General features: G+C 68.5%; 19 protein-coding genes. 15 read left to right on the top strand and 4 right to left on the bottom strand.

Annotated elements, in window-relative coordinates; genetic code table 11:
* Positions 1–37 precede the first annotated feature (37 nt).
* A complete protein-coding gene (gene iolD / locus HWX03_RS23965; protein ID WP_175872891.1) occupies positions 38–1,921 on the bottom strand; it encodes a 3D-(3,5/4)-trihydroxycyclohexane-1,2-dione acylhydrolase (decyclizing) in 1,884 nt (627 codons plus the stop codon).
* A 46-nt stretch (positions 1,922–1,967) separates the two neighbouring features.
* Positions 1,968–3,923, bottom strand: a complete 1,956-nt coding sequence (gene iolC, locus HWX03_RS23960) for a 5-dehydro-2-deoxygluconokinase (protein WP_175872890.1) — start codon at positions 3,921–3,923, stop codon at positions 1,968–1,970.
* A gap of 317 nt (positions 3,924–4,240) precedes the next feature.
* Here iolC and HWX03_RS23955 point away from each other — a divergent pair, with 317 nt between their 5' ends.
* The 8 genes from HWX03_RS23955 to HWX03_RS23920 all read left to right on the top strand — a co-directional run bounded on the left by HWX03_RS23955 (position 4,241) and on the right by HWX03_RS23920 (position 13,253).
* Complete coding sequence (locus HWX03_RS23955) at positions 4,241–5,167, top strand: sugar ABC transporter substrate-binding protein (protein ID WP_175872889.1); 927 nt, start codon at positions 4,241–4,243, stop codon at positions 5,165–5,167.
* 68 nt (positions 5,168–5,235) lie between these two features.
* Positions 5,236–6,819, top strand: coding sequence for a sugar ABC transporter ATP-binding protein (locus HWX03_RS23950; RefSeq protein WP_175872888.1), 1,584 nt, complete (start codon positions 5,236–5,238; stop codon positions 6,817–6,819).
* A gap of 26 nt (positions 6,820–6,845) precedes the next feature.
* Entirely contained in the window at positions 6,846–7,871 is a 1,026-nt protein-coding gene (locus HWX03_RS23945) for an ABC transporter permease (protein WP_174390023.1), read from the top strand.
* 44 nt (positions 7,872–7,915) lie between these two features.
* Positions 7,916–8,827, top strand: coding sequence for a sugar phosphate isomerase/epimerase (locus HWX03_RS23940; protein ID WP_175872887.1), 912 nt, complete (start codon positions 7,916–7,918; stop codon positions 8,825–8,827).
* Between the two features lie 74 nt (positions 8,828–8,901).
* The gene (locus HWX03_RS23935; protein ID WP_175872886.1) at positions 8,902–9,915 is read left to right on the top strand and encodes a Gfo/Idh/MocA family oxidoreductase; all 1,014 of its coding nucleotides are present in this window, start codon (positions 8,902–8,904) and stop codon (positions 9,913–9,915) included.
* A gap of 39 nt (positions 9,916–9,954) precedes the next feature.
* On the top strand, positions 9,955–10,881 hold the full coding sequence (locus tag HWX03_RS23930) for a TIM barrel protein (protein WP_175872885.1): 927 nt from the start codon (positions 9,955–9,957) through the stop codon (positions 10,879–10,881).
* Between the two features lie 31 nt (positions 10,882–10,912).
* Entirely contained in the window at positions 10,913–12,085 is a 1,173-nt protein-coding gene (locus HWX03_RS23925; protein ID WP_175872884.1) for a Gfo/Idh/MocA family oxidoreductase, read from the top strand.
* Positions 12,086–12,368: 283 nt separating this feature from the next.
* The gene (locus HWX03_RS23920; protein ID WP_174432021.1) at positions 12,369–13,253 is read left to right on the top strand and encodes a MurR/RpiR family transcriptional regulator; all 885 of its coding nucleotides are present in this window, start codon (positions 12,369–12,371) and stop codon (positions 13,251–13,253) included.
* 57 nt (positions 13,254–13,310) lie between these two features.
* On the opposite strand, the gene HWX03_RS23915 is transcribed toward HWX03_RS23920, so the two are convergent.
* A complete protein-coding gene (locus tag HWX03_RS23915; RefSeq protein ID WP_175872883.1) occupies positions 13,311–14,831 on the bottom strand; it encodes a CoA-acylating methylmalonate-semialdehyde dehydrogenase in 1,521 nt (506 codons plus the stop codon).
* 109 nt (positions 14,832–14,940) lie between these two features.
* On the opposite strand from HWX03_RS23915, the gene HWX03_RS23910 reads away from it, so the two are divergent.
* From HWX03_RS23910 to HWX03_RS23880, 7 genes are all read left to right on the top strand, one after another.
* Entirely contained in the window at positions 14,941–15,876 is a 936-nt protein-coding gene (locus HWX03_RS23910) for a LysR family transcriptional regulator (RefSeq protein ID WP_050017569.1), read from the top strand.
* 117 nt (positions 15,877–15,993) lie between these two features.
* Positions 15,994–16,221 (top strand): sulfurtransferase TusA family protein, encoded by a 228-nt coding sequence (locus HWX03_RS23905; protein WP_174390967.1) that lies wholly within the window; start codon positions 15,994–15,996, stop codon positions 16,219–16,221.
* 228 nt (positions 16,222–16,449) lie between these two features.
* A complete protein-coding gene (locus tag HWX03_RS23900) occupies positions 16,450–16,884 on the top strand; it encodes a peptidase (RefSeq protein WP_175872882.1) in 435 nt (144 codons plus the stop codon).
* A gap of 268 nt (positions 16,885–17,152) precedes the next feature.
* Complete coding sequence (locus HWX03_RS23895) at positions 17,153–17,857, top strand: response regulator transcription factor (protein ID WP_006490421.1); 705 nt, start codon at positions 17,153–17,155, stop codon at positions 17,855–17,857.
* A complete protein-coding gene (locus HWX03_RS23890; protein WP_175872881.1) occupies positions 17,854–19,215 on the top strand; it encodes a FecR domain-containing protein in 1,362 nt (453 codons plus the stop codon). Before HWX03_RS23895 ends, HWX03_RS23890 begins: the two co-directional genes overlap by 4 nt.
* Positions 19,216–19,225: 10 nt before the next feature.
* Positions 19,226–21,613 (top strand): CHASE2 domain-containing protein, encoded by a 2,388-nt coding sequence (locus HWX03_RS23885; RefSeq protein WP_175872880.1) that lies wholly within the window; start codon positions 19,226–19,228, stop codon positions 21,611–21,613.
* A gap of 37 nt (positions 21,614–21,650) precedes the next feature.
* Positions 21,651–22,265, top strand: a complete 615-nt coding sequence (locus HWX03_RS23880; protein WP_175872879.1) for a DUF4136 domain-containing protein — start codon at positions 21,651–21,653, stop codon at positions 22,263–22,265.
* A gap of 52 nt (positions 22,266–22,317) precedes the next feature.
* On the opposite strand, the gene galU is transcribed toward HWX03_RS23880, so the two are convergent.
* A complete protein-coding gene (gene galU, locus HWX03_RS23875) occupies positions 22,318–23,202 on the bottom strand; it encodes a UTP--glucose-1-phosphate uridylyltransferase GalU (protein ID WP_174432015.1) in 885 nt (294 codons plus the stop codon).
* Positions 23,203–23,211: the final 9 nt, after the last annotated feature.

Here is a 23,211-nt window from a genome sequence, read left to right as displayed (position 1 = left end):
TGTTGTGTCGGCGCGGCCGATGGAAAGGGCGGGCGGATCAGCGCCGCTGGCGGGTCTTCGCGTCGAGATACGCGCGGTGTGCCGCTTCGACGCCGGTGCGTTCGGACACCTGCGGCACCGCGACTTCCCACCATGCGCCGCCGTCGTCGGTCGTGCGATGGTGCGTGGTGTCGATCACGAGCACCTGGCTCGTCGTCGCCGCACGCGCGCGCTTCATTTCGTCGCGCAATTCGCCGACGTCGCGCACGTGCACGGCTTCGGCGCCCATCGAGCGCGCATGCATCGCGAAGTCGATCGTCGAGCGTTCGCCGCCTGCGGGCACGCAGTCGTCGAGCATGTTGTTGAAACTCGCGCCGCCGCAATTGAGTTGCAGTCGCTCGATGCAGCCGTAGCCGCGGTTGTCGAGGATCACGACGATGATCTTGCGGCCGAGCATCACCGAAGTCGCGAGTTCCGCGTTGAGCATCATGTACGAGCCGTCGCCGACGATCACGATCACTTCGCGGTCGGGCCGCGCGAGCTTCGCGCCGAGGCCGCCCGCGACCTCGTAGCCCATGCACGAATACGCATAGTCCATGTGGTAGTTGCCCGGCACGCCGCTGCGCCACAGCTTGTGCAGTTCGGCCGGCAGCGTGCCGGCCGCGCAGACGACGAGATCGTCGCGCGCGCTGTCGCGCCCCGCGTCGGCCGCGGAGTCGCGCACCGCACCGATCACTTCCGCGTCGTACGGCAGCGTGTCCTTAGGAGTCCGTGTGGTCAGCTCCGTCACGCGCGCGTTCCACGCAGCGGCCTGGTCGCGGTTCGCGGCGGTCCACGCCGGGTCGGCGCGCCAGCCGGCCAGCGCGGCCGACAGCTGGCCGAGGCCCGTGCGTGCATCGGCCACCAGTTGCCGGCCGCGTTTCTTGCCCGCGTCGAACGGCTGCACGTTCAGGCTCAACAGCGTCGCGTCGCCGTAGAGCGCGTGCGAGCCGGTCGTGAAGTCCTGCAGCCGCGTGCCGACCGCGAACACCACGTCGGCCTGCGCGGCCGCGCGGTTCGCGGCGGGCGAGCCCGTCACGCCGATCGAGCCGAGGTTCAGCGGGTGGTCCCACGCGAGGCTGCCCTTGCCGGCCTGCGATTCGGCGACCGGCACGCCGTGCGTGTCGGCGAACGTGCGCAGCGCATCCCACGCCTGGCTGTACAGCACGCCGCCGCCGGCGACGATCAGCGGCTTCTGCGCGGCCTTCAGCACGTCGAGCGCATCGGCGAGTTCGAGCGCGTCGGCCGGCGGCCGGCGCATCCGGATCACCGGCGGCGCGAAGAAATCCTCGGGCCAGTCGTACGCGAAGGTCTGCACGTCCTGCGGTAGCGCGAGACACACGGGGCCGCACTGCGCGGGATCGGTCATCACCTGGATCGCGCGCGGCAGCGCGACCAGCAATTGCTCGGGCGACGTGATGCGGTCGAAGTAGCGCGTCACGGGCCGGAAGCAGTCGTTCGCGCTGACGTCGCCCTGTTCGAAATCCTCGACCTGCTGCAGCACCGGGTCGGGCAGCCGCGACACGAACACGTCGCCGGGCAGCAGCAGCAGCGGCAAGCGGCCGACGTGCGCGAGCGCGGCGGAGGTGAGCATGTTGGTCGCGCCGGGGCCGATGCTCGACGTCGCGGCCATCATCCGCTGGCGGAAATGCGCTTTCGCGAACGCGACGGCCGCGTTGGCCATCCCTTGCTCGTTGTGCGCGCGGAACGTCGGCAGCCGGTCCTTCTCGGCGTGCAGCGCTTCGCCGAGCCCGGCCACGTTGCCGTGGCCGAAGATCGCGAACACGCCGCCGCAGTACGGCAGGATCTCGGTGCGGCCGTCGGGCTGGACGACTTCGGCGCGCAGGGCGGCCAGGTAGCGCACGAGCGCCTGGCTGACGGTCAGTCTTACGGTGGTGGTCATCGTCGGTCGAGAGAGAGAAGTCGGGTGGTCGTCACGAACACGGGCATTAGGCCGCGGCGGCGCGCGCGGCGGTACGTCGGCCCAGCCACGCGTCGACCAGTTGCGCGAAGTTGCCGGCCACTTCGTCGATCAGCGCCTGGTCGTCGATCCGGCCCGCGAACCAGTTCAGCGACGCATCGGCCCACAGCGTGCGCCCGACCATGAAGCCCTTGACGATCGGGTTGGTCGCCGAGCGGAAGCTGTCGACCAGGTATTGCAGCGGCTGGTTCAGCCCGAGGATCACCGCGCCGCGGCAATGCGGATCGCGCTCGGCGATCAGCGCGGCGAGCCGCGCCCAGCCGTCGGCGCTCAGCGGCGTGAGCTTCCACCATTCGGGCTTCACGCCGAGGTTGTAGAAGCGCGCGACCGTGCGCAGCACCGCGTCGTCCTCGGTGCCGGCCGGCGTGACCGCGCGCGGCGGAATCATTTCCAGCAGCAGCTCGTTGCCGCTCGCGCGCGTGGCTTCCCACAGTTCGAGCACGCGCTGCTCCTGCTCGACGCGCAGGTCGACGTTGTCGTCGGGGTGATAGTGAACGAGGCACTTCACGACCTGTTCGGTCGGCCAGTGCGTGAGCGACGAGCCGACCGAGCGCGTGTCGTCGAACCGCAGCGGCCGCGAGCCCGGCAGCTCGACCGGGCGGCCGACCCACCAGCCGCGCCCGGTGGCCGACGCGAGCGCGTCGCTGCCGTACGCGCCGCCGTCGATCAGCACGCCGACGTGGCCGGCGATCCCGCGCTCGCGTTCGACCTGTTCGACCGCGCGCACGAGCAGGCGCTTCAGCGTCTTGATCCGCGCTTCGTCCGCGCCGGCCTGCACCGCCAGCTCGTAGAACTGGCTGCGATGGTCGAACGCCATCACGCACAGGTCGTCCCATTCGCGGCGCGGCACCGTCACGCGATGCAGGTGCGCGAGCGTGCGGTCGGCATCGACCGCCGGATTGCGGCTGCCGTCGAACCAGTGCGCGAGTTCGGCCGGCGTCGGCATCGCGGCTGAGCATGCATGGCGCGACACGACGATCGCGCCGCACGCGTTCGCGACGCGCGTCGATTCGGCCCAGTCGCGCCCGCACAGCAGCCCCGACAGCAGGCCCGACAGGAACGCGTCGCCCGCGCCGAGCACGTTGAGCACCTCGACGCGTTCGCCGAGGAAGGTCGGCGCGTCGTCGATGCGCGCGGGAATGTCGCCTTCGATCACGCAGCAGCCGAGCGCGCCGCGCTTGACCACCAGCGTCGCGTTCGTGATCGCGCGCACCGCCTGCAACGACGCGATCAGGTCGTGCGGCACGCCGCCCGCGATCAGGAATTCCTCCTCGGTGCCGACCAGCAGGTCGAATTCGCCGAGCGTCTGTTGCAACTGCCGCGTCACCTGCGCGTCGGGCACGTAGCGGTTCTCGCCCGCGCCGCGTGCGGTCAGCCCCCACAGCACCGGCCGATAGTCGATGTCCAGAATGCGGACGACCCCGTGCCGGCGCGCATACGCCAACGCAGTCAGCGACGCCTCGCGTGTGGCCGGCGTCGACAGATGCGTGCCGGTGATCGCCAGCGCGCGGCAACCGGCGATGAAGTCCTCGCTGATCTCGTCGGCGCGCACGGCCATGTCCGCGCAGTTCTCGCGCACGAACAGCAGCGGGAACGTATCGCGATCCTTCAGCCCGAGCAGCACCAGCGCGGTGAGGCGCTCGCGGTCGGTCTGCAGCTGGCTCGTGTCGCAGCCTTCGCGCTCGAGCGTCTCGCGCAGGAAGCGGCCCATCTGCTCGTCGCCGACGCGCGAGATCATCGCGGTCTTCAGCCCGAGCCGCGCGACGCCGAACGCGACGTTGCCCGACGAGCCGCCGAGATACATCTGGAAGCTGCGCGCATCCTCGAGGCGGCTGCCGTACTGCTGCGCATAGAGATCCACGGCCACGCGGCCGAGGCAGGCGAGATCGATGGGGCGGTCACTCGGAAAGTTCAGCAGGCTCATATCACGTGTCACGCTCGCGGCCGGCGTTCGGCGCTGCCGGCAGATTAGGGGACCGATCCGGCGGCGGGTGTCCGCAGCATGTGCTGCACGACGCGAGGCTGCCTGCCGCCGGGATTCGGGCTACGGAACGGAGTCTAGACTTTTTGGAAATCCAGTTCCCTAGGTGAAATCACGTAGAAATAAATTTCCAAATTTTCGAGGAAGTGATCTACAGTTTCATCCGGATGCTTCAGTCCCGATCGGACCAGATCGGACTCGGCCCGGCGGCGCGCAACGCGCCGTCTTCCGCCCCCCGGAGATGAGGAGACAGATTGATCATGAAGACCAAGCTGATGGCCGTCGCGGCCGCCGCGATCCTGGCTGCGCCGCTCGCGCACGCCGAGAAGATCGGCGTGACGATGGCATCGTTCGACGACACATTCCTGACCATCCTGCGCAACAGCATCGCCGATTCGGCGAAGAAGGACGGCGCGACGGTGCAGATCGAGGACGGCGGCAACGACGTCGGCAAGCAGTTGAGCCAGGTCCAGAACATGATCGCGCAGAAGGTCGACGCGATCATCGTGAATCCGGTCGATACCGACGCGACGCCGAAGATCACGAAGATGGTGACCGCGGCGAAGATCCCGCTCATCTACGTGAACCGCAAGCCGGTCGATTTCGACAAGCTGCCGGCCGGCGTCGCGGTCGTCGCCTCCGACGAAAAGCAGTCGGGCACGCTGCAGGCGCGCCAGGTGTGCAAGCTGCTCGGCGGCAAGGGCGACATCCTCGTGCTGATGGGCGAGCTGTCCAACGAATCGGCGCGCGCCCGCACCAAGGACATCGAGGACGTGATCGCGACGAAGGATTGCGCGGGCATGAAGATCGTCGACAAGCGCGAAGGCAAGTGGAGCCGCACGCAGGGCCAGGACATCACGATGAACTGGCTGAGCTCCGGGACCAGGTTCGACGCGATCGTGTCGAACAACGACGAAATGGCGATCGGCGCGATCAACGCGCTGAAGGCCGCGCGCAAGCTGACGTCGAAGACGATCGTCGCGGGCATCGACGCGACGCCGGACGGCCTTGCGGCGATGAAGGCCGGCGAGCTGAAGGTGTCGGTCTACCAGAACGCGACCGGGCAGGGCGCGCAGGCGGTGGCCGCGGCGCTCAAGCTCGCGAAGAAGCAGCCCGTCGATCGCTACGTGAACGTGCCGTTCGAGCTCGTGACGCCCGACAACATGAACCAGTACGCGAAGCACTGACCGGTGTCCCGTTGAACTGCGCGGGCCCGGCACGGCCGGGTTCGCGCGCGACTTGTCGAGGAACGTCCATGTTTACAGCCAGGATCGCGCGCCCGATGGCCGGCGGCGACGCGCCGGCCGCTTCGTCCGGGGCGGCCGGCTCGTCCGGTTCGCCGCCTCCTTCCGCGGCCGACTGCGTGCTCGAGGTGCGCGGCGTCGGCAAGTCCTTTCCCGGCGTCGTCGCGCTCGACGGCGTGCAGTTCCGCGTGCGCCGCGGCACCGTTCATGCGCTGATGGGCGAGAACGGCGCCGGCAAGTCCACGCTGATGAAGATCATCGCGGGCGTCTACACGCCCGACCAGGGCGAAATCCTGATCAACGGCGAACCGGTCGTGCTGACCGGCCCGCTCGATGCGCTCGACCGCGGCATCGCGATGATCCATCAGGAGCTCAACCTGATGCCGTACATGACGGTCGCGGAGAACATCTGGATCCGCCGCGAACCGAAGAACCGCTTCGGCCTGATCGATCACGCCGAGTTGCGCCGCCGCACGGCCGCGCTGTTCGAGCGGCTGTCGATCGACATCGATCCGGAAACCGACGTGCGCACGCTGACGGTCGCGAGCCGCCAGATGGTCGAGATCGCGAAGGCCGTGTCGTTCGACTCGGACGTGCTGATCATGGACGAGCCGACCTCCGCGCTGACCGACAAGGAAGTCACGCACCTGTTCCGGATCATTCGCCAGCTGCGCGAGCAGGGCAAGGGCATCGTCTACATCACGCACAAGATGAACGAGCTGTTCGAGATCGCCGACGAGTTCTCGGTGTTCCGCGACGGCAAGTACATCGGCACGCATGCGTCGAGCGACGTCACGCGCGACGACATCATCCGCATGATGGTCGGGCGCGAGATCACGCAGATGTTCCCGAAGGAGGAGGTGCCGATCGGCGACGTCGTGCTGTCGGTGAAGGATCTGTGCGTCGACGGCGTGTTCCGCGACGTGAGCTTCGAGCTGCGCGCGGGCGAGATTCTCGGCGTCGCGGGCCTCGTCGGCTCGGGGCGCTCGAACGTCGCGGAGGCGCTGTTCGGCGTCGTGCCGGCCACGTCGGGCGAGATCCGCATCGACGGCAAGCCGGTGCGGATCGCGACGCCCGCGCAGGCGATGAAGCACGGGATGGCGTTCCTCACCGAGGATCGCAAGGACTCCGGCTGCTTCCTGAATCTCGACCTGCTCGCGAACATGGAAGCGGCGGTGCTCAGCCATCGCTACGTGAAGTTCAATTTCGTGCAGCAGGCGCAGCTGAAGCGCGACTGCGAGGAAATGAGCCGGATGCTGCGCGTGAAGTCGCCCGGGCTGCACGAGACAATCCAGAACCTGTCGGGCGGCAACCAGCAGAAGGTGCTGATCGGCCGCTGGCTGCTCACGCAGCCGCGCATCCTGATCCTCGACGAACCGACGCGCGGCATCGACGTCGGCGCGAAGGCCGAGATTCACCGGCTCGTCAGCGCGCTCGCCGGCAAGGGCGTCGCGGTGCTGATGATCTCGTCGGAAATGCCGGAAGTGCTGGGGATGAGCGATCGCGTGATGGTGATGCACGAAGGGCGCATGACCGGCATCGTCGATCGCAAGGACGCCGACCAGGTCCGCATCATGGATCTCGCGTCGCGCTGACCCGAAACAAGAGTGGAGACAAAGAAATGGGCAACCTGAACCCGGTCGCGGATGCGCAGACCATGACACTCAAGTCGCGGCATACGAAGTGGCCGCCGGAACTGAGCATCTTCCTCGTGCTGGTCGGCATCAGCCTGTTCTTCGAGATCGTCGGCTGGATCGTCGTCGGCCAGAGCTTCCTGTTCAATGCCGAGCGGCTCGAGATCATCGTGCTGCAGATGGCCGTGATCGGCATCATCGCGGTCGGCGTGAACCTCGTGATCATCACCAGCGGGATCGACCTGTCGTCGGGGTCGGTCGTCGCGGCGGCCGCCGTCGTGTCGGCGAGCCTCGCGCAGGTGTCCGACTTCCCGCGCGCGGTGTTTCCGCATCTCACCGACCTGCCGATCATCTGGCCGGTGCTGGCCGGCGTGTGCGTCGGGCTGCTGGTCGGCTTGCTGAACGGCACGCTGATCGCGCTGACGGGCATCCCGCCGTTCATCGCGACGCTCGGCACGATGGTCGCCGCGCGCGGCTTCGCGAAGTGGTTCACCAACGGGATGCCGGTGTCGATGCTGACCGACCCGTTCGCGGCGATCGGCGCGGGCGCCAATCCGGTGATCATCTTTGTCGTGGTCGCCGCGATCTTTCACGTCGTGCTGCGCTACACGCGCTTCGGCAAGTACACGTATGCGATCGGCGCGAACCGTCACGCGGCCGTCGTGTCGGGCATCAACGTCACGCGGCACCTGATCTTCGTCTATGCGATCGCGGGCCTCCTGAGCGGGATCGCCGGCACCGTGACGGCCGCGCGCGCGATCTCCGGCCAGTCGGGCATGGGCGTGATGTACGAGCTCGACGCGATCGCGGCCGTCGTGATCGGCGGCACGTCGCTGTCGGGCGGCCTCGGCCGCGTGACGGGCACCGTGATCGGCGTGTTGATCCTCGGCGTGATGACGTCTGGCTTCACGTTCATCCGCATCGACGCGTACTACCAGGAGATGGTGAAGGGCGCGATCATCGTCGCGGCCGTGATCGCCGACCAGTACCGCAACAAGAAGTCGCGCCGCTGACCGATTCCAACACCGCCGAAACCACGAAACTTCCCGGGAAGAAGATGAAGATCGCTCTGGATCCCTACATGATTCGCCACCTGCCGCTCGACCGGCTGCCGCACGCGGTGGCCGAGCTCGGCTACGACCAGATCGAGCTGTCGCCGCGCAGCGACTTTCTCGACTGGTGGGTGATGCCGCGCGCGACGCGTGAGCGCATGGCCGCGTTCCGTCAGGCGATGCGCGCGAGCGGCGTCGGCCTCGCGTCGTTGCAGCCGATGTACCGCTGGGCCAGCCCGTTCGAGGACGAGCGGCAATGGGCCGTGCGCTGCTGGCGGAAGGCGATCGAGGTCGCGGTCGAGATGGAGTGTCCGCTGATGGTGTCGGAGTTCGGGCGCGGCGCGTCGCCGGAGCGCTCGGTCGGCGAGCGGCCGGGCGCGAACCCGAAGGAGCTGTGCGAAGCCGCGTGGTTCCGGTCGATGGACGTGCTGCTGCCGATCCTCGAGCGCGAACGCATCGTGCTGTCGGTCGAGCCGCATCCGGAAGACTGGATCGAGCAGTTGCTGCCGGCGATCGACATCGTCACGAACCTCGGTTCGCCGTCGCTGAAGCTGTCGTATATCGCGCCGCACACGTTCTACTACGGCGACGACATGGCCGCGATGATCGCGCAGGCCGCGCCGATCCTCGCGCACGTGCGCGTGGCCGACACCTTCGACCACCGCAAGAGCAGCCAGCTGCGCTACATCGTGAACCCGCCCGGCTCGAACCAGATCCGCGTGCACCAGCATCTCGACATCGGGCAGGGCGAGATCGACTGGGACGTGTTTTTCCGCGCGCTCGGGGCGGCCGGCTTCGACGGCGTGATGTCGTCGTGCGTGTTCGCGTGGGAGGACCGCGCGGAAGCGTCGTCGCGCTACATGCGCGACACGATCCAGCGCTACGTCGATCGCCATTTCGATCGCACCGCGCGCTGACCGATTGATGACCGATTACTGACCGGCGCGGCGCGGGCCGCGCCGCTGATGAACGAACGACTGGAGACAACTGCATGACCTTGCAAATCGGCGTGATCGGCTGCGGCGCGATCGGCCAGGACCACATTCGCAGGCTGACGCGCACGCTGTCCGGCGCGCGCGTCGTGGCCGTCAACGACATCGATCCGCAGCAGGCGCGCGACGCGGTGACGAAGTACGGGCTCGACGCCGAGATCTACGGCGACGGCCACGACGTGGTCGCGGCCGCCGACGTGCAGGCCGTGCTCGTCACGTCGTGGGGGCCGACGCACGAAGCGTTCGTGCTCGATGCGATCGCGCACGGCAAGCCGGTGTTCTGCGAGAAGCCGCTGGCCGTCACGGCCGACGGCTGCATGCGGATCGTCGAAGCCGAAGTCGCGCACGGCAAGCGGCTCGTGCAGGTCGGCTTCATGCGGCCGTACGACGAAGGCTATCGTGCGCTCAAGCGCGTGATCGATAGCGGCGAAATCGGCGCGCCGCTGATGCTGCATTGCGCGCACCGCAACCAGTCGGTCGGCGAGCGCTACACGACCGACATGGCGATCACCGACACGCTGATCCACGAGCTCGACGTGCTGCGCTGGCTGCTCGGCGAGGACTACGCGAGCGCGCAGGTCGTCTACCCGAAGAAGACGCGCCATGCGTCCGCGCATCTCGCCGATCCGCAGATCGTGCTGCTCGAAACCGCGAGCGGCGTGCGCATCGACGTCGAGATCTTCGTGAACTGCCAGTACGGCTACGACATCCAGTGCGAGGTGGTCGGCGAGCAGGGCATCGCGAAGCTGCCCGATCCGCCGGCCGTCGGGCTCAAGCACGCGGCGCGGCAGTCGGTCGAGATCATGACCGACTGGAAGGAACGCTTCATCGCGTCGTACGACGTCGAGTTGCAGGCGTTCATCGATGGCGTGCGGCAGGGTGCGCTGACCGGGCCGTCCGCATGGGACGGCTATGCGGCGGCGGTCGCGGCCGACGCATGCGTACGGGCACAGAAGAGCGGCGCGGTCGAACCGATCGCGATGGCCGACCGTCCCGCGTTCTATCGCGGCTGACCTGCGGCCGCTTGCCGCTTACTTGCCGGACTAACTGACATGACGATGAAGATTGGCTGCGCGCCGTGCTGCTGGGGCGTCGACGATGTGAAGAACCCGCACCTGCCGCCGTGGCGGCACGTGCTCGCCGAGGCCGCGCAGGCCGGCTACTCGGGCATCGAGCTCGGGCCGTACGGCTACATCCCGCTCGAACTCGACGTGGTGAGCGCCGAGCTCGAACGCCAGCGCCTGAGCATCACGGCCGGCACGATTTTCGACGACCTCGTGTCGCCGGAGAACCTGCCGAACCTGCTGCGCCAGACGCGCGACATCTGCGCGCTGATCACGCGGCTGCCGAAGCTGCCGACGCAGGACGGCCAGCGTTACGCGGCGCCGTACCTGGTCGTGATGGACTGGGGCCACGAGGAACGCGACTACGCGGCCGGCCACGGCGATCGCGCGCCGCGGCTGTCTGACGAGCGCTGGGCGCGGATGGTCGACCATATCCGGCAGATCGCGACGGTCGCGCGCGACGAGTTCGGCGTGCGCGCGGTGATCCATCCGCATGCGGGCGGCTATATCGAGTTCGCGGACGAGATCGACCGGATCGTCGCCGATATCCCGGCCGATATGGCGGGCCTCTGCCTCGACACCGGCCATCTGCATTACTCGGGCATGGACCCGGAAACGTGGCTGCGCCGCCATGCGGCGCGCCTCGACTACGTCCATTTCAAGGATATCGACGCGGCCGTGTACGACGCGGTGATGGGCGAGCACATCGCGTTCTTCGCCGCCTGCGCGCGCGGCGTGATGTGCCCGATCGGCACCGGTGTGCTCGACTACCGCGCGATTCGCCACGCGCTTAACGACATCGGCTACGCGGGCTACATCACGATCGAGCAGGAACGCGACCCGCGCAACGCCGGCACGAGCCTGCGCGACGTCGCCGCGAGCCGCGCATTTCTCGCGTCGGCCGGTTTTGCATGACCCCTGAACACGCACCAGGAACACCATCATCATGATTGACGGACAGATTCTGCTTGGACACTCGATTCGCTGGGGCATGGTCGGCGGCGGGCTCGGCAGCCAGATCGGCTACAGCCACCGGTCGGCCGCGCTGCGCGACGGCAGCTTCCAGCTGGTTGCCGGCGCATTCGACCTCGATCCCGAGCGCGGCCGCCAGTTCGGCGTGAAGCTCGGCGTCGCGGCCGAGCGCTGCTATCCCGACTACGCGACGATGTTCGACGCCGAGGCGCGGCGCCCGGACGGTATCCGCGCGGTGTCGATCGCGACGCCGAACAACACGCACTTCGAGATCTGCCGCGCCGCGCTGAATGCGGGGCTGCACGTGGTCTGCGAGAAGCCGCTGTGCTTCACGACCGAGGAGGCCGAGGCGCTGCAGCGGCTGTCGGTCGAGAAGAACCGGATCGTCGGTGTCGCGTACGGCTACTCGGGACACCAGATGATCGAGCAGGCGCGCGAGATGATCGCGCGCGGCGACCTCGGCGAGATCCGCATCGTGCAGATGCAGTTCGCGCACGGGTTTCACAGCGAAGGCGTCGAGGCCGCGAGCGCGGCCGCGCGCTGGCGCGTCGATCCGAAGTTCGCGGGCCCGAGTTACGTGCTCGGCGATATCGGTACGCATCCGCTGTACATCTCCGAGGTGATGGCGCCGGAACTGAAGATCCGGCGGCTGATGTGTTCGCGGCAGAGCTTCGTGAAGAGCCGCGCGCCGCTCGAGGACAACGCGTTCACGATCATGGAATACGACACCGGGGCGATCGGCTACGTGTGGTCGAGCGCGGTGAACGCCGGCTCGATGCACGGCCAGAAGGTGCGCGTGATCGGCTCGAAGGCGAGCATCGAATGGTGGGACGAGCATCCGAACCAGTTGCGCTACGAAATCCAGGGGCAGCCCGCGCAGGTGCTTGATCGCGGGATGGGCTACCTGCATCCGCAGGCGCTGCGCGAGGACCGGATCGGCGCCGGGCATCCGGAAGGGCTGTTCGAAGCATGGTCGAACCTCTACGCGCGCTTCGCGCTCGCGATGGATGCGGCCGATCGCGGCGACGCCGCGGCGTTGAAGGCCATCCGCTTTCCGGACGTGCACGCGGGCGTCGAGGGCGTGCGCTGGGTCGAGAATTGCGTGCGTTCGGCCGATGCGGGCAGCGTGTGGGTCGACTATCGTTGAGCCATGGCTGGCCGATGCGCGGCATCGGCCGTCGGCCGGGGCGTCGGCGTTCACGTCGGTAAACGCCCTAATCTTTACGGCACGGCGGGAGCGATGGAAAATCGTTTCCAGTATCGCCGTGGAGCGTGTGCAAGTGATGATCGAGCGCGTGGGAGCGAGCAGGCGGCGCGGGCCGGGCCGCAAACGTGATTAAATTCGCCCTTCATGCATGTATCCAGTCGAGCCCCGGGCCGCGTCCGCCAGCCATGCGCGCGCATCGGGGCCGTCAACTTCGCGCTATCCGATGAGTTCATCCGAGAAACCTCCCGCCACCGTCGAGCAGTTCCTGCAGCACCTGACGCAGGAGTACGACGGCCTCAGCAATCGCCTGAAGGTAATCGCGCGCCACGTGGAAACGCATCGGGACCAGCTTGGGCTGGAAGGCATCCAGTCGCTCGCGGAGGCATGCGGCGTCCAGCCGTCGGCCGTCGTGCGCTTCGCGAAGCATTTCGGCTTTTCCGGCTTCTCCGAGATGCAGCGGCTGTTCCGCGAGGGGCTCGCGCAGCAGATCGCGCCGGGGCGTGCGTACAACCTGCGGCTGCGCGACGTGATCGAAGCCGGCTCGTCGAGCCTGCAGCCCGAACAGATCGCCGACGAATTCATCAAGGGCAGCATTGCCGGGATGCAGCAGTTGCGGCAGACGCTCGATTCGCAGGCGCTCGCGCAGGCCGTCGACCTGCTCGCCGATACGCAGGCGATCTGGATCGCCGGGTCGCGGCGCGCGTTTCCGATCGCCGTGTATCTCGACTATGCGCTGCAGCACACCGACAAGCGCATCGGGCTGTTCAGCGCGCTCGGCAGCATGCATCTTGGCCAGATCCGGTCGGTGCGCGAGGGCGACGTGATGATCGCGATCTCGTTCATGCCGTATGCGGACGAGACCGTGCAGGTCGCGCAGCAGGCCGCGCAGCGCGGCGCGCGGCTGATCGCCATTACCGACAGCCGGATGAGCCCGCTCGCGCGGGAGGCGGAGGTAACGCTGATGGTGCAGGAAAGCGCGACGTTCGGGTTTCGCGCGCTGACGGCCACGATGGGCCTCGCGCAGAGCCTGTTCGTCGCGCTCGCGTACCGGCTCGAGCTGTCCTATATGCCGACCGCCGACGGCGCGCACGGTACGAAAGCCGGTTGATCCAGACTGCCGGTGCGCCGCCCGCCGGACGGATCGGCGGATGGCGCACCGGCCGGCTTACTTCGCGGTCGGCATCGCGAATTCGGCGCCCTTGCCGATGCTCGACGACCAGCGCTGCATCACCGACTTCTGGCGCGTGTAGAAGCGCACGCCTTCCTCGCCGTACGCGTGCATGTCGCCGAACAGGCTCTTCTTCCAGCCGCCGAAGCCGTGCCACGCCATCGGCACCGGGATCGGCACGTTGATGCCGACCATGCCCACCTGGATGCGCCGCGCGAATTCGCGCGCGATGCCGCCGTCGCTCGTGAAGCACGACACGCCGTTGCCGAACTCGTGCGCATTGATCAGGTCGACCGCTTCGCCGAAATCCTTCACGCGCACGCAGCCGAGCACCGGCCCGAAGATTTCTTCCTTGTAGATCCGCATCTCAGGCGTCACGTGATCGAACAGCGTGCCGCCGGTGAAGAAGCCGGCCTCGCGGCCCGGCACGCGCAGCCCGCGACCGTCGACCACCAGTTGCGCGCCTTCGTTCACGCCTTGCTCGATATAGCCTTCGATGCGCTTCAGCGCCTCGCCGGTGACGATCGGGCCCATCTCGACTTCCGGCGACATCCCGTCGCCGATCACCAGCTTGCGTGCGCGTTCGGCCACGGCCGGCACGATCTTGTCGGCCACGTCGCCGACCAGCACCGCGATGCTGATCGCCATGCAGCGCTCGCCGGCCGAGCCGTACGCGGCGCCGATCAGCGCATCGACCGCCTGCTCGATGTTCGCATCGGGCATCACGACGAGGTGGTTCTTCGCGCCGCCGAGCGCCTGCACGCGCTTGCCCGACTGCACCGCGCGCTGCTGCACGTAGGCCGCGATCGGCGTCGAGCCGACGAAGCTGACGGCCTGCACGTCCGGGTGGTCGAGGAGGGCATCGACCGCGCCCTTGTCGCCCTGCACGACGTTGAACACGCCGGCCGGCAGCCCGGACTGCGTGAGCAGGTCGGCGATGAACAGCGCGGCCGACGGGTCGCGTTCGCTCGGCTTCAGCACGAACGTGTTGCCCGTCGCGAGCGCGACCGGGAACATCCAGCACGGCACCATGCACGGGAAGTTGAACGGCGTGATGCCCGCGACGACGCCGAGCGGCTGGCGCATCGTCCAGTTGTCGATGCCGGTGCTGACCTGGTCGGTGAAGTCACCCTTCAGCAGTTGCGGCACGCCGCATGCGAATTCGACGATGTCGATGCCGCGCGCGACTTCGCCCTGCGCGTCGGAAAACACCTTGCCGTGCTCGGCCGTGATGATCGCTGCCAGCGTATCGCGGTGCTCGTTCATCAGTTGCAGGAAGCGGTGCAGCACGCGCGCGCGGCGGATCGGCGGCGTCGCGGCCCAGGCCGGGAACGCGGCATGGGCTGACGCGACGGCCTGCTCGACTTCGTCGTTGCCGGCCAGCGCCACGCGGCGCACCGCGCGGCCGAGCGACGGGTTGAGGACGTCCTGGAAGCGGCCGCTGCGGCCGGCGACGGGCGCGCCGTCGACATAGTGGCCGACGTCGGCGTCGGACGTGTACGCGGGAACCGGATTCATCGTGTCTCCTGGGGATGAGGGGGGAACAGCGCCTAGTCTAGGGAAACCGGCAGGGCCGGAGAAGGCCGCGAAACTTGATTCACTGTTCAGAATTCTGAATAATCAGTGGATGAATCAGCAAAATGTCCAGGCGCTCTGGCCGCATATCCATTCGCTGACGGTGCTGGCCGCGGCGGGCAGTTTCACGGCTGCCGCGCAGCGGCTCGGCATCAGCAAGGCCGCGATGAGCCAGCGCATCGCCGATCTCGAAAAGGCCGCCGGCGTGCCGCTCGTGCGCCGCACCACGCGCAGCGTGCGGCTCACCGACGCGGGGCAGACGCTCGTCGACAGCACGCGCGACGCGTTCGAGTCGATCGGCCAGCATTTCGCGCGCGTGAAGGATCTCGCCGGCGAGCCGCGCGGGCTGCTGCGCCTGACGGTGCCGGTCGCGCTCGGCCGCCAGCAGGTCGTGCCGCACCTGCCCGATTTCCTGCGCCAGCATCCGGGCGTCCAGATCGAGCTCGACCTGTCCGACCGCCTGCATTCGCTGACGCAGGAGGGCTTCGACCTCGCGATTCGCCACACGACCACCGCGCCGCAGACCCACGTCGCATGGAAGCTGTGCGATACGCGTTCGCTGCTGGTCGCGAGCCGCGACTATCTCGACGCGCGCGGCGCGCCGCGCCACCCGAGCGAGCTCGTCGATCACAGCTGCCTGTGCTACCTGCGCGAGCACGAGCCGGCCGCGTGGAGCTTCGAGCCGGACGGCCGCCGGCGCGAGCGCGTGAGCGTGCCGGTGCGCGGCAGTTTCGCGGCGAACAACAGCGAGGCGATGCGCGAGGCCGCGCTCGGCGGGCTCGGCATCGCGCTGCTGCCCGATTTCAGCGCGCGGCGCGATCTCGACGCCGGCCGGCTCGTCGCGCTGCTCGACGGCTGGCGGCCGTCGGGCGCGTTCGGCGACCACATTTTCGCGATCCGTCCGTACAGCCCGGTCGTGCCGAGCGCGGTGCGCGCGCTCGTGCGGCACCTGCGCGAACGGCTCGCGGGCGGCTTCTCCGGCGCGTGAGCCGGGTGCCGGCGGGCGCCGGCCCGTGGGCGGCCCGGGCAGGCGCGGTGGCGCTGCGGTAAAATCGCGGCTTCCTCCCGCGCCATGTGTGGCGCGTCATTCGAAGGTCGACAGCCGATGCAGATTCACAAGGAAGTGGACGCGCGCGGGCTCAATTGCCCGTTGCCGATCCTGCGTGCCAAGAAAGCGCTTGCCGATATGGAAAGCGGGCAGATCCTCAAGGTGCTCGCGACCGATCCGGGCTCGCAGCGCGATTTCGCGGCGTTCGCGAAGCAGACGGGCAACGAGATCGTCGAAGTGACGACCCAGGACAAGATCTTCGTGTTCCTGATGCGCCGCCGCTGACGGCGCGCATCGCACATCCCGCCGCGCCGGGCTCCTGGCCGGCCACACCTAGCCGGCTGCCCGTTGCCGGCCGCCCGTCTCTGACAATTCTTAAACCTCGTTGCGTGACCGGCTGCGTATACTGACCCGGCCGGTCGTCCGCTCCCAGCGGAGGCGCCGGCCACGGTACGTCGCACGGCGGGCTCGGGGGCCATGCCTGACGCTACCGTCGTACAACGGGGAGAGGACATGTCCTTCAGACCAGGGACCCTTCGAAGTCCGTCCGGAGCGGCAAGCATTGCGCCCGTGCGCACCTCGGAATTGAGCCGGATCGAGCTCGATCCGCAACAGGACCGCCACGCGCGTGCCGCGCTGGAGGCGTATGCGGATTCGGCTGCGGCCGAGATGCCGTGGCTGGCCGAATGGCTCGACGAACGGCTGCGCGATGCCGCGCGGGACGACGGCTCCGGCCCGACCTACTGCGGTGCGACGATCGAACGCGTGTTCGACCTGGCGCAGGCATGGGCGGCGGGCCAGCCCGACTACGCGGCCGGCGCGTGGGAGCGCGTGCGCGACCAGCTGCAGCGGATGCTTGCGCAACCGCTGCTGTCGGAGCGGCCGTCGCCACGCATGCCGACAGGCGATTTTGCCGAGCCGGTGGCCGGCATCGCGGGCGCCGAATAGGCCGTCCGGTTGCGCAATAGAAAGGATTATTCGAAGAAAGGGTGATAGTCCGCGCAATTTCTTGGCGAATTTCATACTACTATGATGAAATCGCCGGTTCGTCCGTGCCCCGTTTTTGAGATATTTAGCCGGGGTCGCCGGTTTGCGCAGGTGGCGCGAGCGGCGAACGACGGCTCGCCGGCCGGTATCCGGACGCCGCGCGCAGGCTGCGCGGCCGGGGCAGGCGCGGGAGCCGAATGGACGAATCGACTTCGATTTGCGGGGTGCTATGAGAATTGCTGTACTGGATGACGATCCGGCCCAGACGGATTTCGTCAGTCAAACGCTGACGGCCGTCGGCCATACGTGCTATGCGTTCAAGGAAGGCAAGGCCCTGAAGAAGCGCCTGCAGCGCGAGACGTTCGACCTGCTGGTGCTCGACTGGAACGTGCCCGACATGTCCGGCGAGGAAGTGCTCAAGTGGGTGCGCGCCAACCAGACCGAGCACAGCCTGCCGATCATCTTCATGACGAGCCGCGACGACGAGGCGGGGATCACGCAGATCCTCAACGCCGGCGCCGACGATTACGTGGTCAAGCCCGTGTCCGGCCCGATCCTGCGTGCGCGCATCGGTTCGCTGCTGCGCCGCGCGTATCCGGTCAACGCCGAGGCGACCGTCCGCGAATTCGATCAGTTCCGTTTCGACGTGAACCTGAAGCAGGCGTACGTCGGCGACAAGGCCGTGAGCCTCACGCAAAAGGAATTCGAGCTCGCGCTGCTGCTGTTCCAGCATCTCGACCGGCCGCTGTCGCGCGCGCACATTCTCGACCTCGTGTGGAAGCAGGCGACCGACATTCCGTCGCGCACGATGGATACGCACATTTCGATGCTGCGCACGAAGCTCGGCCTACGGCCCGAAAACGGCTACCGTCTCGCGCCGATCTACGGGTACGGCTACCGGCTCGAACGGGTCGGCCAGGGGGAACCGGAGTGACCGCGCGAATCACGCAGCGCACGGCGAGCCTGTGCACGGCGGCGCTGCGCGCGGCCTGCGCGGTCGCGTTCGCGTTCGCCGCGCAGCAGGCCGCGGCGCAGCCGCCCGCCGCCGCGGGCAAGATGGTCGTCTATCGCACGCAGGCGGGCGACACGCTGTACGACGTCGCCGCGCGCTACCTGCAGGGCGCGGACGACTGGCAACTGCTCCAGCAGATCAACGGCGTGCCGGCGCCGAAGCACCTGCAGCCCGGCGTCGCGCTGAAGCTGCCGGTTGCGCGCCTGCGCAAGGAAAAGCTCACCGCACGCGTGATCGCGGTGCAGGGCACGGCCGAGCGCGCGTCCGGCGACGCCTTCGCGCCGCTCGCGAACGATGCGACGCTCGCCGAAGGCGACCGCGTGCGCACCGGCCCGAACGGCTTCGTGACGATCGAGCTGGCCGACGGCACGCACATGAGCCTGCCGCCCGACAGCCAGCTCGACCTGAAGTCGCTGCGCCGCACGGTGCTGACCGGCACGCTCGATCGCGAGTTCGAACTCACGCGCGGCTCGGTCGATAGCGACGTCACCCACCTGAAGAAACGCGACGACCGCTTCCAGATCCGCTCGCCATCGGTTGTGGCCGGCGTGCGCGGCACGCGCTTTCGCGTGAACTACGACGCGGCCGGCACGGCGTCGACGCGCGTCGAAGTGCTCGACGGCACCGTCGGCGTCGCGGGCGGCCGGCAGCCAGCCGGCGCGACGCTCGTGCATGCGAACTTCGGCAGCGTCGCGACGTCGTCCGGCGCGGTCGGCGCACCCGTCGAACTGCTCGGCGCACCCACGCTCGCGCATCCCGGCAAGGTGCAGGACGAGCCCGACGTCGCATTCGACATCGCGCCGCTCGAGCAGGCGCATGCGTATCGCGTGCAGCTCGCGCACGACGCGGGGCTGCTCGACCTGTTCCGCGAAACGCGCACCGATTCGCCGCGCGCGGTGTTCCGCGACGTGCCGAACGGGAATTACTTCGTGCGGATCGCTGCGATCGATGCGAACGGCCTCGAGGGGCTGCCGCGCACCTATGCGTTCGAGCGCCGCGTGATGGGGCTCGACGCGAGCGCGTCGCAGGGCGCGGGCGGTTACGATTTCCGCTGGTCGCCGAACGGCTCGGGCCAGAATGCGCGTTACCGGTTCGTGCTGTCGCGCTCGAAGGACCTGAGCGCGCCGGTCGTCGATCAGGTCGGCCTGCACGCGCGCCAGATCACCGTCGCGCACCTGCCGCCGGGCGACTATTTCTGGGCCGTGACCGTCGAGGAATTCGAAGGCGGCAAGTTCTACGAGAAGACCAGTCCGGTCAGCGCGTTCACGTTGTCGCGCTGACCCGCGGCGCATGAAACCCGACTCCGTTTCCCCGCGGCGGCGCCTCGGCCGCCGCTTCCTGATCGAATGGATCGCGATCGGCTGCCTCGGGATCGCGGTGATCCTCGCGTGCGCGCTCGGCCGCCTGTCGTCGAGCGTCGACGGGCTGATCTACGACCGGCTGCTGATGCTGCGCAGCCTGCCGCTGTCGCCCGACGTGGTGGTGGTCGACATCGACAACCAGAGCGTGTCCGCGCTCGGCCGCTGGCCGTGGCCGCGCGACGTGCATGCGCGGCTGCTCGACACGCTCGCGCGCGCGCAGCCGGCCGCCGTCGTCTACGACGTGCTGTTTACCGAACCGTCGCCCGAGGATCGCACGTTCGCGGACGCGATGAGCCGCGTGCCGACCTTCCTGCCGGTGCTGCTGAGTCCCGAGCAGGCGGACGGCACGCGATCGGTCGATCCGCCGGTCGCCGCGCTCGCCGCGCGCGCGACGGGGCTCGGCCATATCAATCTCGAAGTCGATCGCGACGGCATCGTGCGCAGCGTCGCGCTGTTCGAAAGCGACGGCCGCGTGCGCTGGCCGCAACTGATGGTGCCCGTGTACCGCGCGATCCAGGCCGGCCGGCTGCACCCGGTCGGCGGCATGCCCGGCGCGAACGCGCACGACCTGTCGCGCGATGCGGCGGGCGACGGCCGCTACCTGATTCCGTTCAGCCGCAACACGCCCGCGTATCCGACGCTGTCGTTCGACGACGTGCTCGAAGGGCGCGTGAAGCCCGACGCGCTGCGCGGCAAGATCGTCGTCGTCGGCGTGACGGCGTCGGGGCTGTACGACCGCTTCGCGACGCCGGTGTCCGGCGAGTTCGGCCCGCTGGCCGGCGTGTATATCCATGCGAACGTGCTCGACATGCTGGCGACCGGCAGTGCGATCTCGCCCGCGTCGCGCGCGGGATTGTTCGTCGCGTCGCTGCTGCCGCTCGCCGTGTTGCTGGGCGGCTTCCTGATGCTGTCGCCGTGGCGTGCGCTGCTGCTGACGCTGAGCCTGGCCGCGCTCGCCGTGGTCGCGAGCGTGGCGCTGCTGTTCGAGGCGCGCATCTGGCTGACGCCGGCGCCCGCGATCTTCGGGCTGATCGCCGTCTACCCGATCTGGAACTGGCGGCGGCTGGAAATGACGATGTCGTACCTGCGCCGCGAGCTGCAGAAGCTCGCCGACGAGCCGCACCTGCTGCCCGAGGCGCCGCGCACGCGCAGCGTCGGCGGCGACGTGCTGGAGCGGCAGATGGCGCTGATGGCGCAGGCCGCGCAGCGCGTGCAGGACATGAAGCGCTTCGTGTGGGACAGCCTCGACAGCATGCCCGAGCCGATCTTCGTGACCGACCTCGCCGGCACCGTGCTGATTGCGAACCACGCGGCGAAACGCTACGGGTCGCGGCTCGCGCTGCCGCTGCCGGAAGGGCGGCCGCTGCGCACCGCGCTCGGCGAGCTGACCTTCATGAAGACCGTCGACGGCAACGCCGAGCACGACGCGGCGATCCGCGAGCGCTGGCCGGCCGCGCTCGATCCGACGCTCGAGGCCGAGCACGACGCGATGGCGCGCGGCATCGAGGTGCGCGATCGCGACGGGCTCGACCATTTGCTACGCTACGCGGCGTGTACGAACGCGCAAGGGCGCGTGACGGGCTGGATCGCCGGCCTCGTCGACGTGACCGAGCTGCATGCGGCCGAACGGCATCGCGAGGAAGCGCTGCACCTGCTGTCGCACGACATGCGTTCGCCGCAGTCGTCGATCCTCGCGCTGGTCGAGATCGAGCGCGATCGCGTCGAGACCGACGCGATGCGCGGGCTGCTCGCGCGGATCGAGCGTTATGCGCACCGCGCGCTGTCGCTTGCCGACGAGTTCGTGCAATTGGCGCGCGCCGAGTCGCAGGCGTACCAGCTCGAGGTGACGAGCCTCGTCGACGTGCTGATCGACGCGAGCGACGAGGTGTGGCCGCAGGCGCAGGCGAAGCACATCCGCGTCGAGACCGACGTGGGCGCCGACATGTGCTGGGTGCGCGCGGATCGCTCGCTGATCACGCGCGCCTTCGTGAACCTGCTGAACAATGCGGTCAAATACAGTCCGTCCGACACGGTGATCGCGTGTACGCTGACGGTCGAGCACGCATCGAAGCGGATGTTCTGTACGATTCGCGATCAGGGGTACGGCATTGCGCCGGAAGATCAGCGGCATCTGTTCGAGCGTTTCAAGCGATTCCATGCCGGCGAGCGGCCCGACATCCCGGGCTCCGGGCTCGGCATGGCTTTCGTGAAGACGGTCGTCACGCGCCATGGGGGCAGCGTGTCGGTCGACAGCGAAGTGGGTGTCGGCACCGCGGTGACGGTGTCGTTGCCCGCGATCGACGAGCCGTCCGCCTGACAGGGCCGGGCGCGACGGCACGCATTTGGGGAAAGTCATGAGAAAGCAATGGGCGGCGACCGCGCTGGCGGCGTCGCTGTTGACGGGTTGTGCCGGCGTGACGAGCGGCGTGAGTGCGGTCGGGCAGCCGAATGCATTTGCATCCGGTGCGCACGGCTACGATTTCGTGCGGACGGCCGCGCAGGCGGACGACGCCGAGTACCGGCAGATCGAGACGCTCGTGCGCGACGAACTCGCGCGCCGCGGCTTCGATGCGCAGCCTCTCAAGGACGCGCGCTACCGGTTGTCGATCGCGTATGCGACGCAGCCGGCGGCGGTCGCGGCGAGCGCCGACCGGTGCGGCGCGGCGAGCAGCGCATGCGTGACGGTCGACGGGCCCGCGCCGGTCGCGCTGCCGTTCATGGGCCGCGTGTACCGCCACGTGCTGACGCTGCGCTTCGTCGATGCGCAATCGGGCGCCGACGTCTATCGCGTGTCGGCGTCGCTGCGCGATCGCGATCCGGGCACGCAGCAGACCGCGCCGGCGCTCGTGAAGAGCGCGCTGGCGAAGGTGCCGTTCGGCGACGGCAGCGGCTGGCTGGTCAAGACGAAAAAAGACGACGCGGGCGGGATGCCGGGCGTCGTCTCGGTGAAGCCGGCCGACGCGCGCTGAAGCGCTGGCCGTGAGGTGAGGGCGGGCCCGCCGGGGCGCGCCCTTGCCGCGTTCAGACGGTCGGTTGGCCGCCGTCGCGCGTGCGCAGGTACGTATCGAACTCCGCACCGACTTCCGGGTGACGCAGCGCGAATTCGACCGTCGCCTTCAGGTAGCCGAGCTTGCTGCCGCAGTCGTAGCGCGTGCCCTGGTACTTGTAGGCCAGCACCTGCTCGTCGGCGAGCAGCGCCTGGATCGCGTCGGTGAGCTGCAGTTCGCCGCCCGCGCCGGGCTTCAGCGCGCGCAGGTGTTCGAAGATCCGCGGCTTCAGGATGTAGCGGCCGACCACGCCGAGGTTCGACGGCGCGACTTCCGGCGCCGGCTTCTCGATGATCGCCGACATCTTGACGATCGACTCTTCCCATTCCTTGCCGTCGACGATCCCGTACGACTTCGTCTCCGACGGCGGGATCTCTTCCACGCCGATCACCGAGCTGTGATAGTGGTCGAACACGTCGACCATCTGCTTCATCACCGGCGGGTTGCCGTCGAGCAGGTCGTCCGCGAGGATCACCGCGAACGGGTTGTCGGCCACCAGCTTTTCCGCGCACAGCACCGCATGGCCGAGGCCGAGCGCTTCCGGCTGGCGCACGTAGAAGCAGTCGACATGGCTCGGCTTGATGCTGCGCACGAGTTCGAGCAGCTTTTCCTTGCCGCGCGCCTCGAGTTCGGCCTCGACCTCGTACGACTTGTCGAAGTGGTCCTCGATCGCGCGCTTGCTGCGCCCGGTCACGAAGATCATCTCGGTGATGCCCGCGGCGATCGCTTCCTCGACCGCGTACTGGATCAGCGGCTTGTCGACGACCGGCAGCATTTCCTTCGGGCTCGCCTTCGTTGCCGGGAGGAACCGCGTGCCGAGACCGGCAACGGGGAATACCGCCTTGGTGACTTTCAACATGATCGAACC

Origin of the sequence: Burkholderia sp. BCC0397, from assembly GCF_902832865.1 — a bacterium.
Classification (GTDB): domain Bacteria; phylum Pseudomonadota; class Gammaproteobacteria; order Burkholderiales; family Burkholderiaceae; genus Burkholderia.
Note: the sequence above shows the minus strand (reverse complement) of the source record. Positions and strands in the feature narration are given on the sequence as shown.

Coding starts and splice junctions, on each gene's coding strand:
- HWX03_RS23895 (WP_006490421.1), top strand. CDS start 17,153: ATGAGAATTGCTGTACTGGATGACGATCCGGCCCAGACGGATTTCGTC.
- HWX03_RS23955 (WP_175872889.1), top strand. CDS start 4,241: ATGAAGACCAAGCTGATGGCCGTCGCGGCCGCCGCGATCCTGGCTGCG.
- HWX03_RS23905 (WP_174390967.1), top strand. CDS start 15,994: ATGCAGATTCACAAGGAAGTGGACGCGCGCGGGCTCAATTGCCCGTTG.
- HWX03_RS23950 (WP_175872888.1), top strand. CDS start 5,236: ATGTTTACAGCCAGGATCGCGCGCCCGATGGCCGGCGGCGACGCGCCG.
- HWX03_RS23915 (WP_175872883.1), bottom strand. CDS start 14,831: ATGAATCCGGTTCCCGCGTACACGTCCGACGCCGACGTCGGCCACTAT.
- galU (WP_174432015.1), bottom strand. CDS start 23,202: ATGTTGAAAGTCACCAAGGCGGTATTCCCCGTTGCCGGTCTCGGCACG.
- HWX03_RS23900 (WP_175872882.1), top strand. CDS start 16,450: ATGTCCTTCAGACCAGGGACCCTTCGAAGTCCGTCCGGAGCGGCAAGC.
- HWX03_RS23935 (WP_175872886.1), top strand. CDS start 8,902: ATGACCTTGCAAATCGGCGTGATCGGCTGCGGCGCGATCGGCCAGGAC.
- iolD (WP_175872891.1), bottom strand. CDS start 1,921: ATGACCACCACCGTAAGACTGACCGTCAGCCAGGCGCTCGTGCGCTAC.
- HWX03_RS23880 (WP_175872879.1), top strand. CDS start 21,651: ATGAGAAAGCAATGGGCGGCGACCGCGCTGGCGGCGTCGCTGTTGACG.
- HWX03_RS23920 (WP_174432021.1), top strand. CDS start 12,369: ATGAGTTCATCCGAGAAACCTCCCGCCACCGTCGAGCAGTTCCTGCAG.
- HWX03_RS23910 (WP_050017569.1), top strand. CDS start 14,941: ATGAATCAGCAAAATGTCCAGGCGCTCTGGCCGCATATCCATTCGCTG.
- HWX03_RS23945 (WP_174390023.1), top strand. CDS start 6,846: ATGGGCAACCTGAACCCGGTCGCGGATGCGCAGACCATGACACTCAAG.
- HWX03_RS23925 (WP_175872884.1), top strand. CDS start 10,913: ATGATTGACGGACAGATTCTGCTTGGACACTCGATTCGCTGGGGCATG.
- HWX03_RS23930 (WP_175872885.1), top strand. CDS start 9,955: ATGACGATGAAGATTGGCTGCGCGCCGTGCTGCTGGGGCGTCGACGAT.
- HWX03_RS23885 (WP_175872880.1), top strand. CDS start 19,226: ATGAAACCCGACTCCGTTTCCCCGCGGCGGCGCCTCGGCCGCCGCTTC.
- HWX03_RS23940 (WP_175872887.1), top strand. CDS start 7,916: ATGAAGATCGCTCTGGATCCCTACATGATTCGCCACCTGCCGCTCGAC.
- iolC (WP_175872890.1), bottom strand. CDS start 3,923: ATGAGCCTGCTGAACTTTCCGAGTGACCGCCCCATCGATCTCGCCTGC.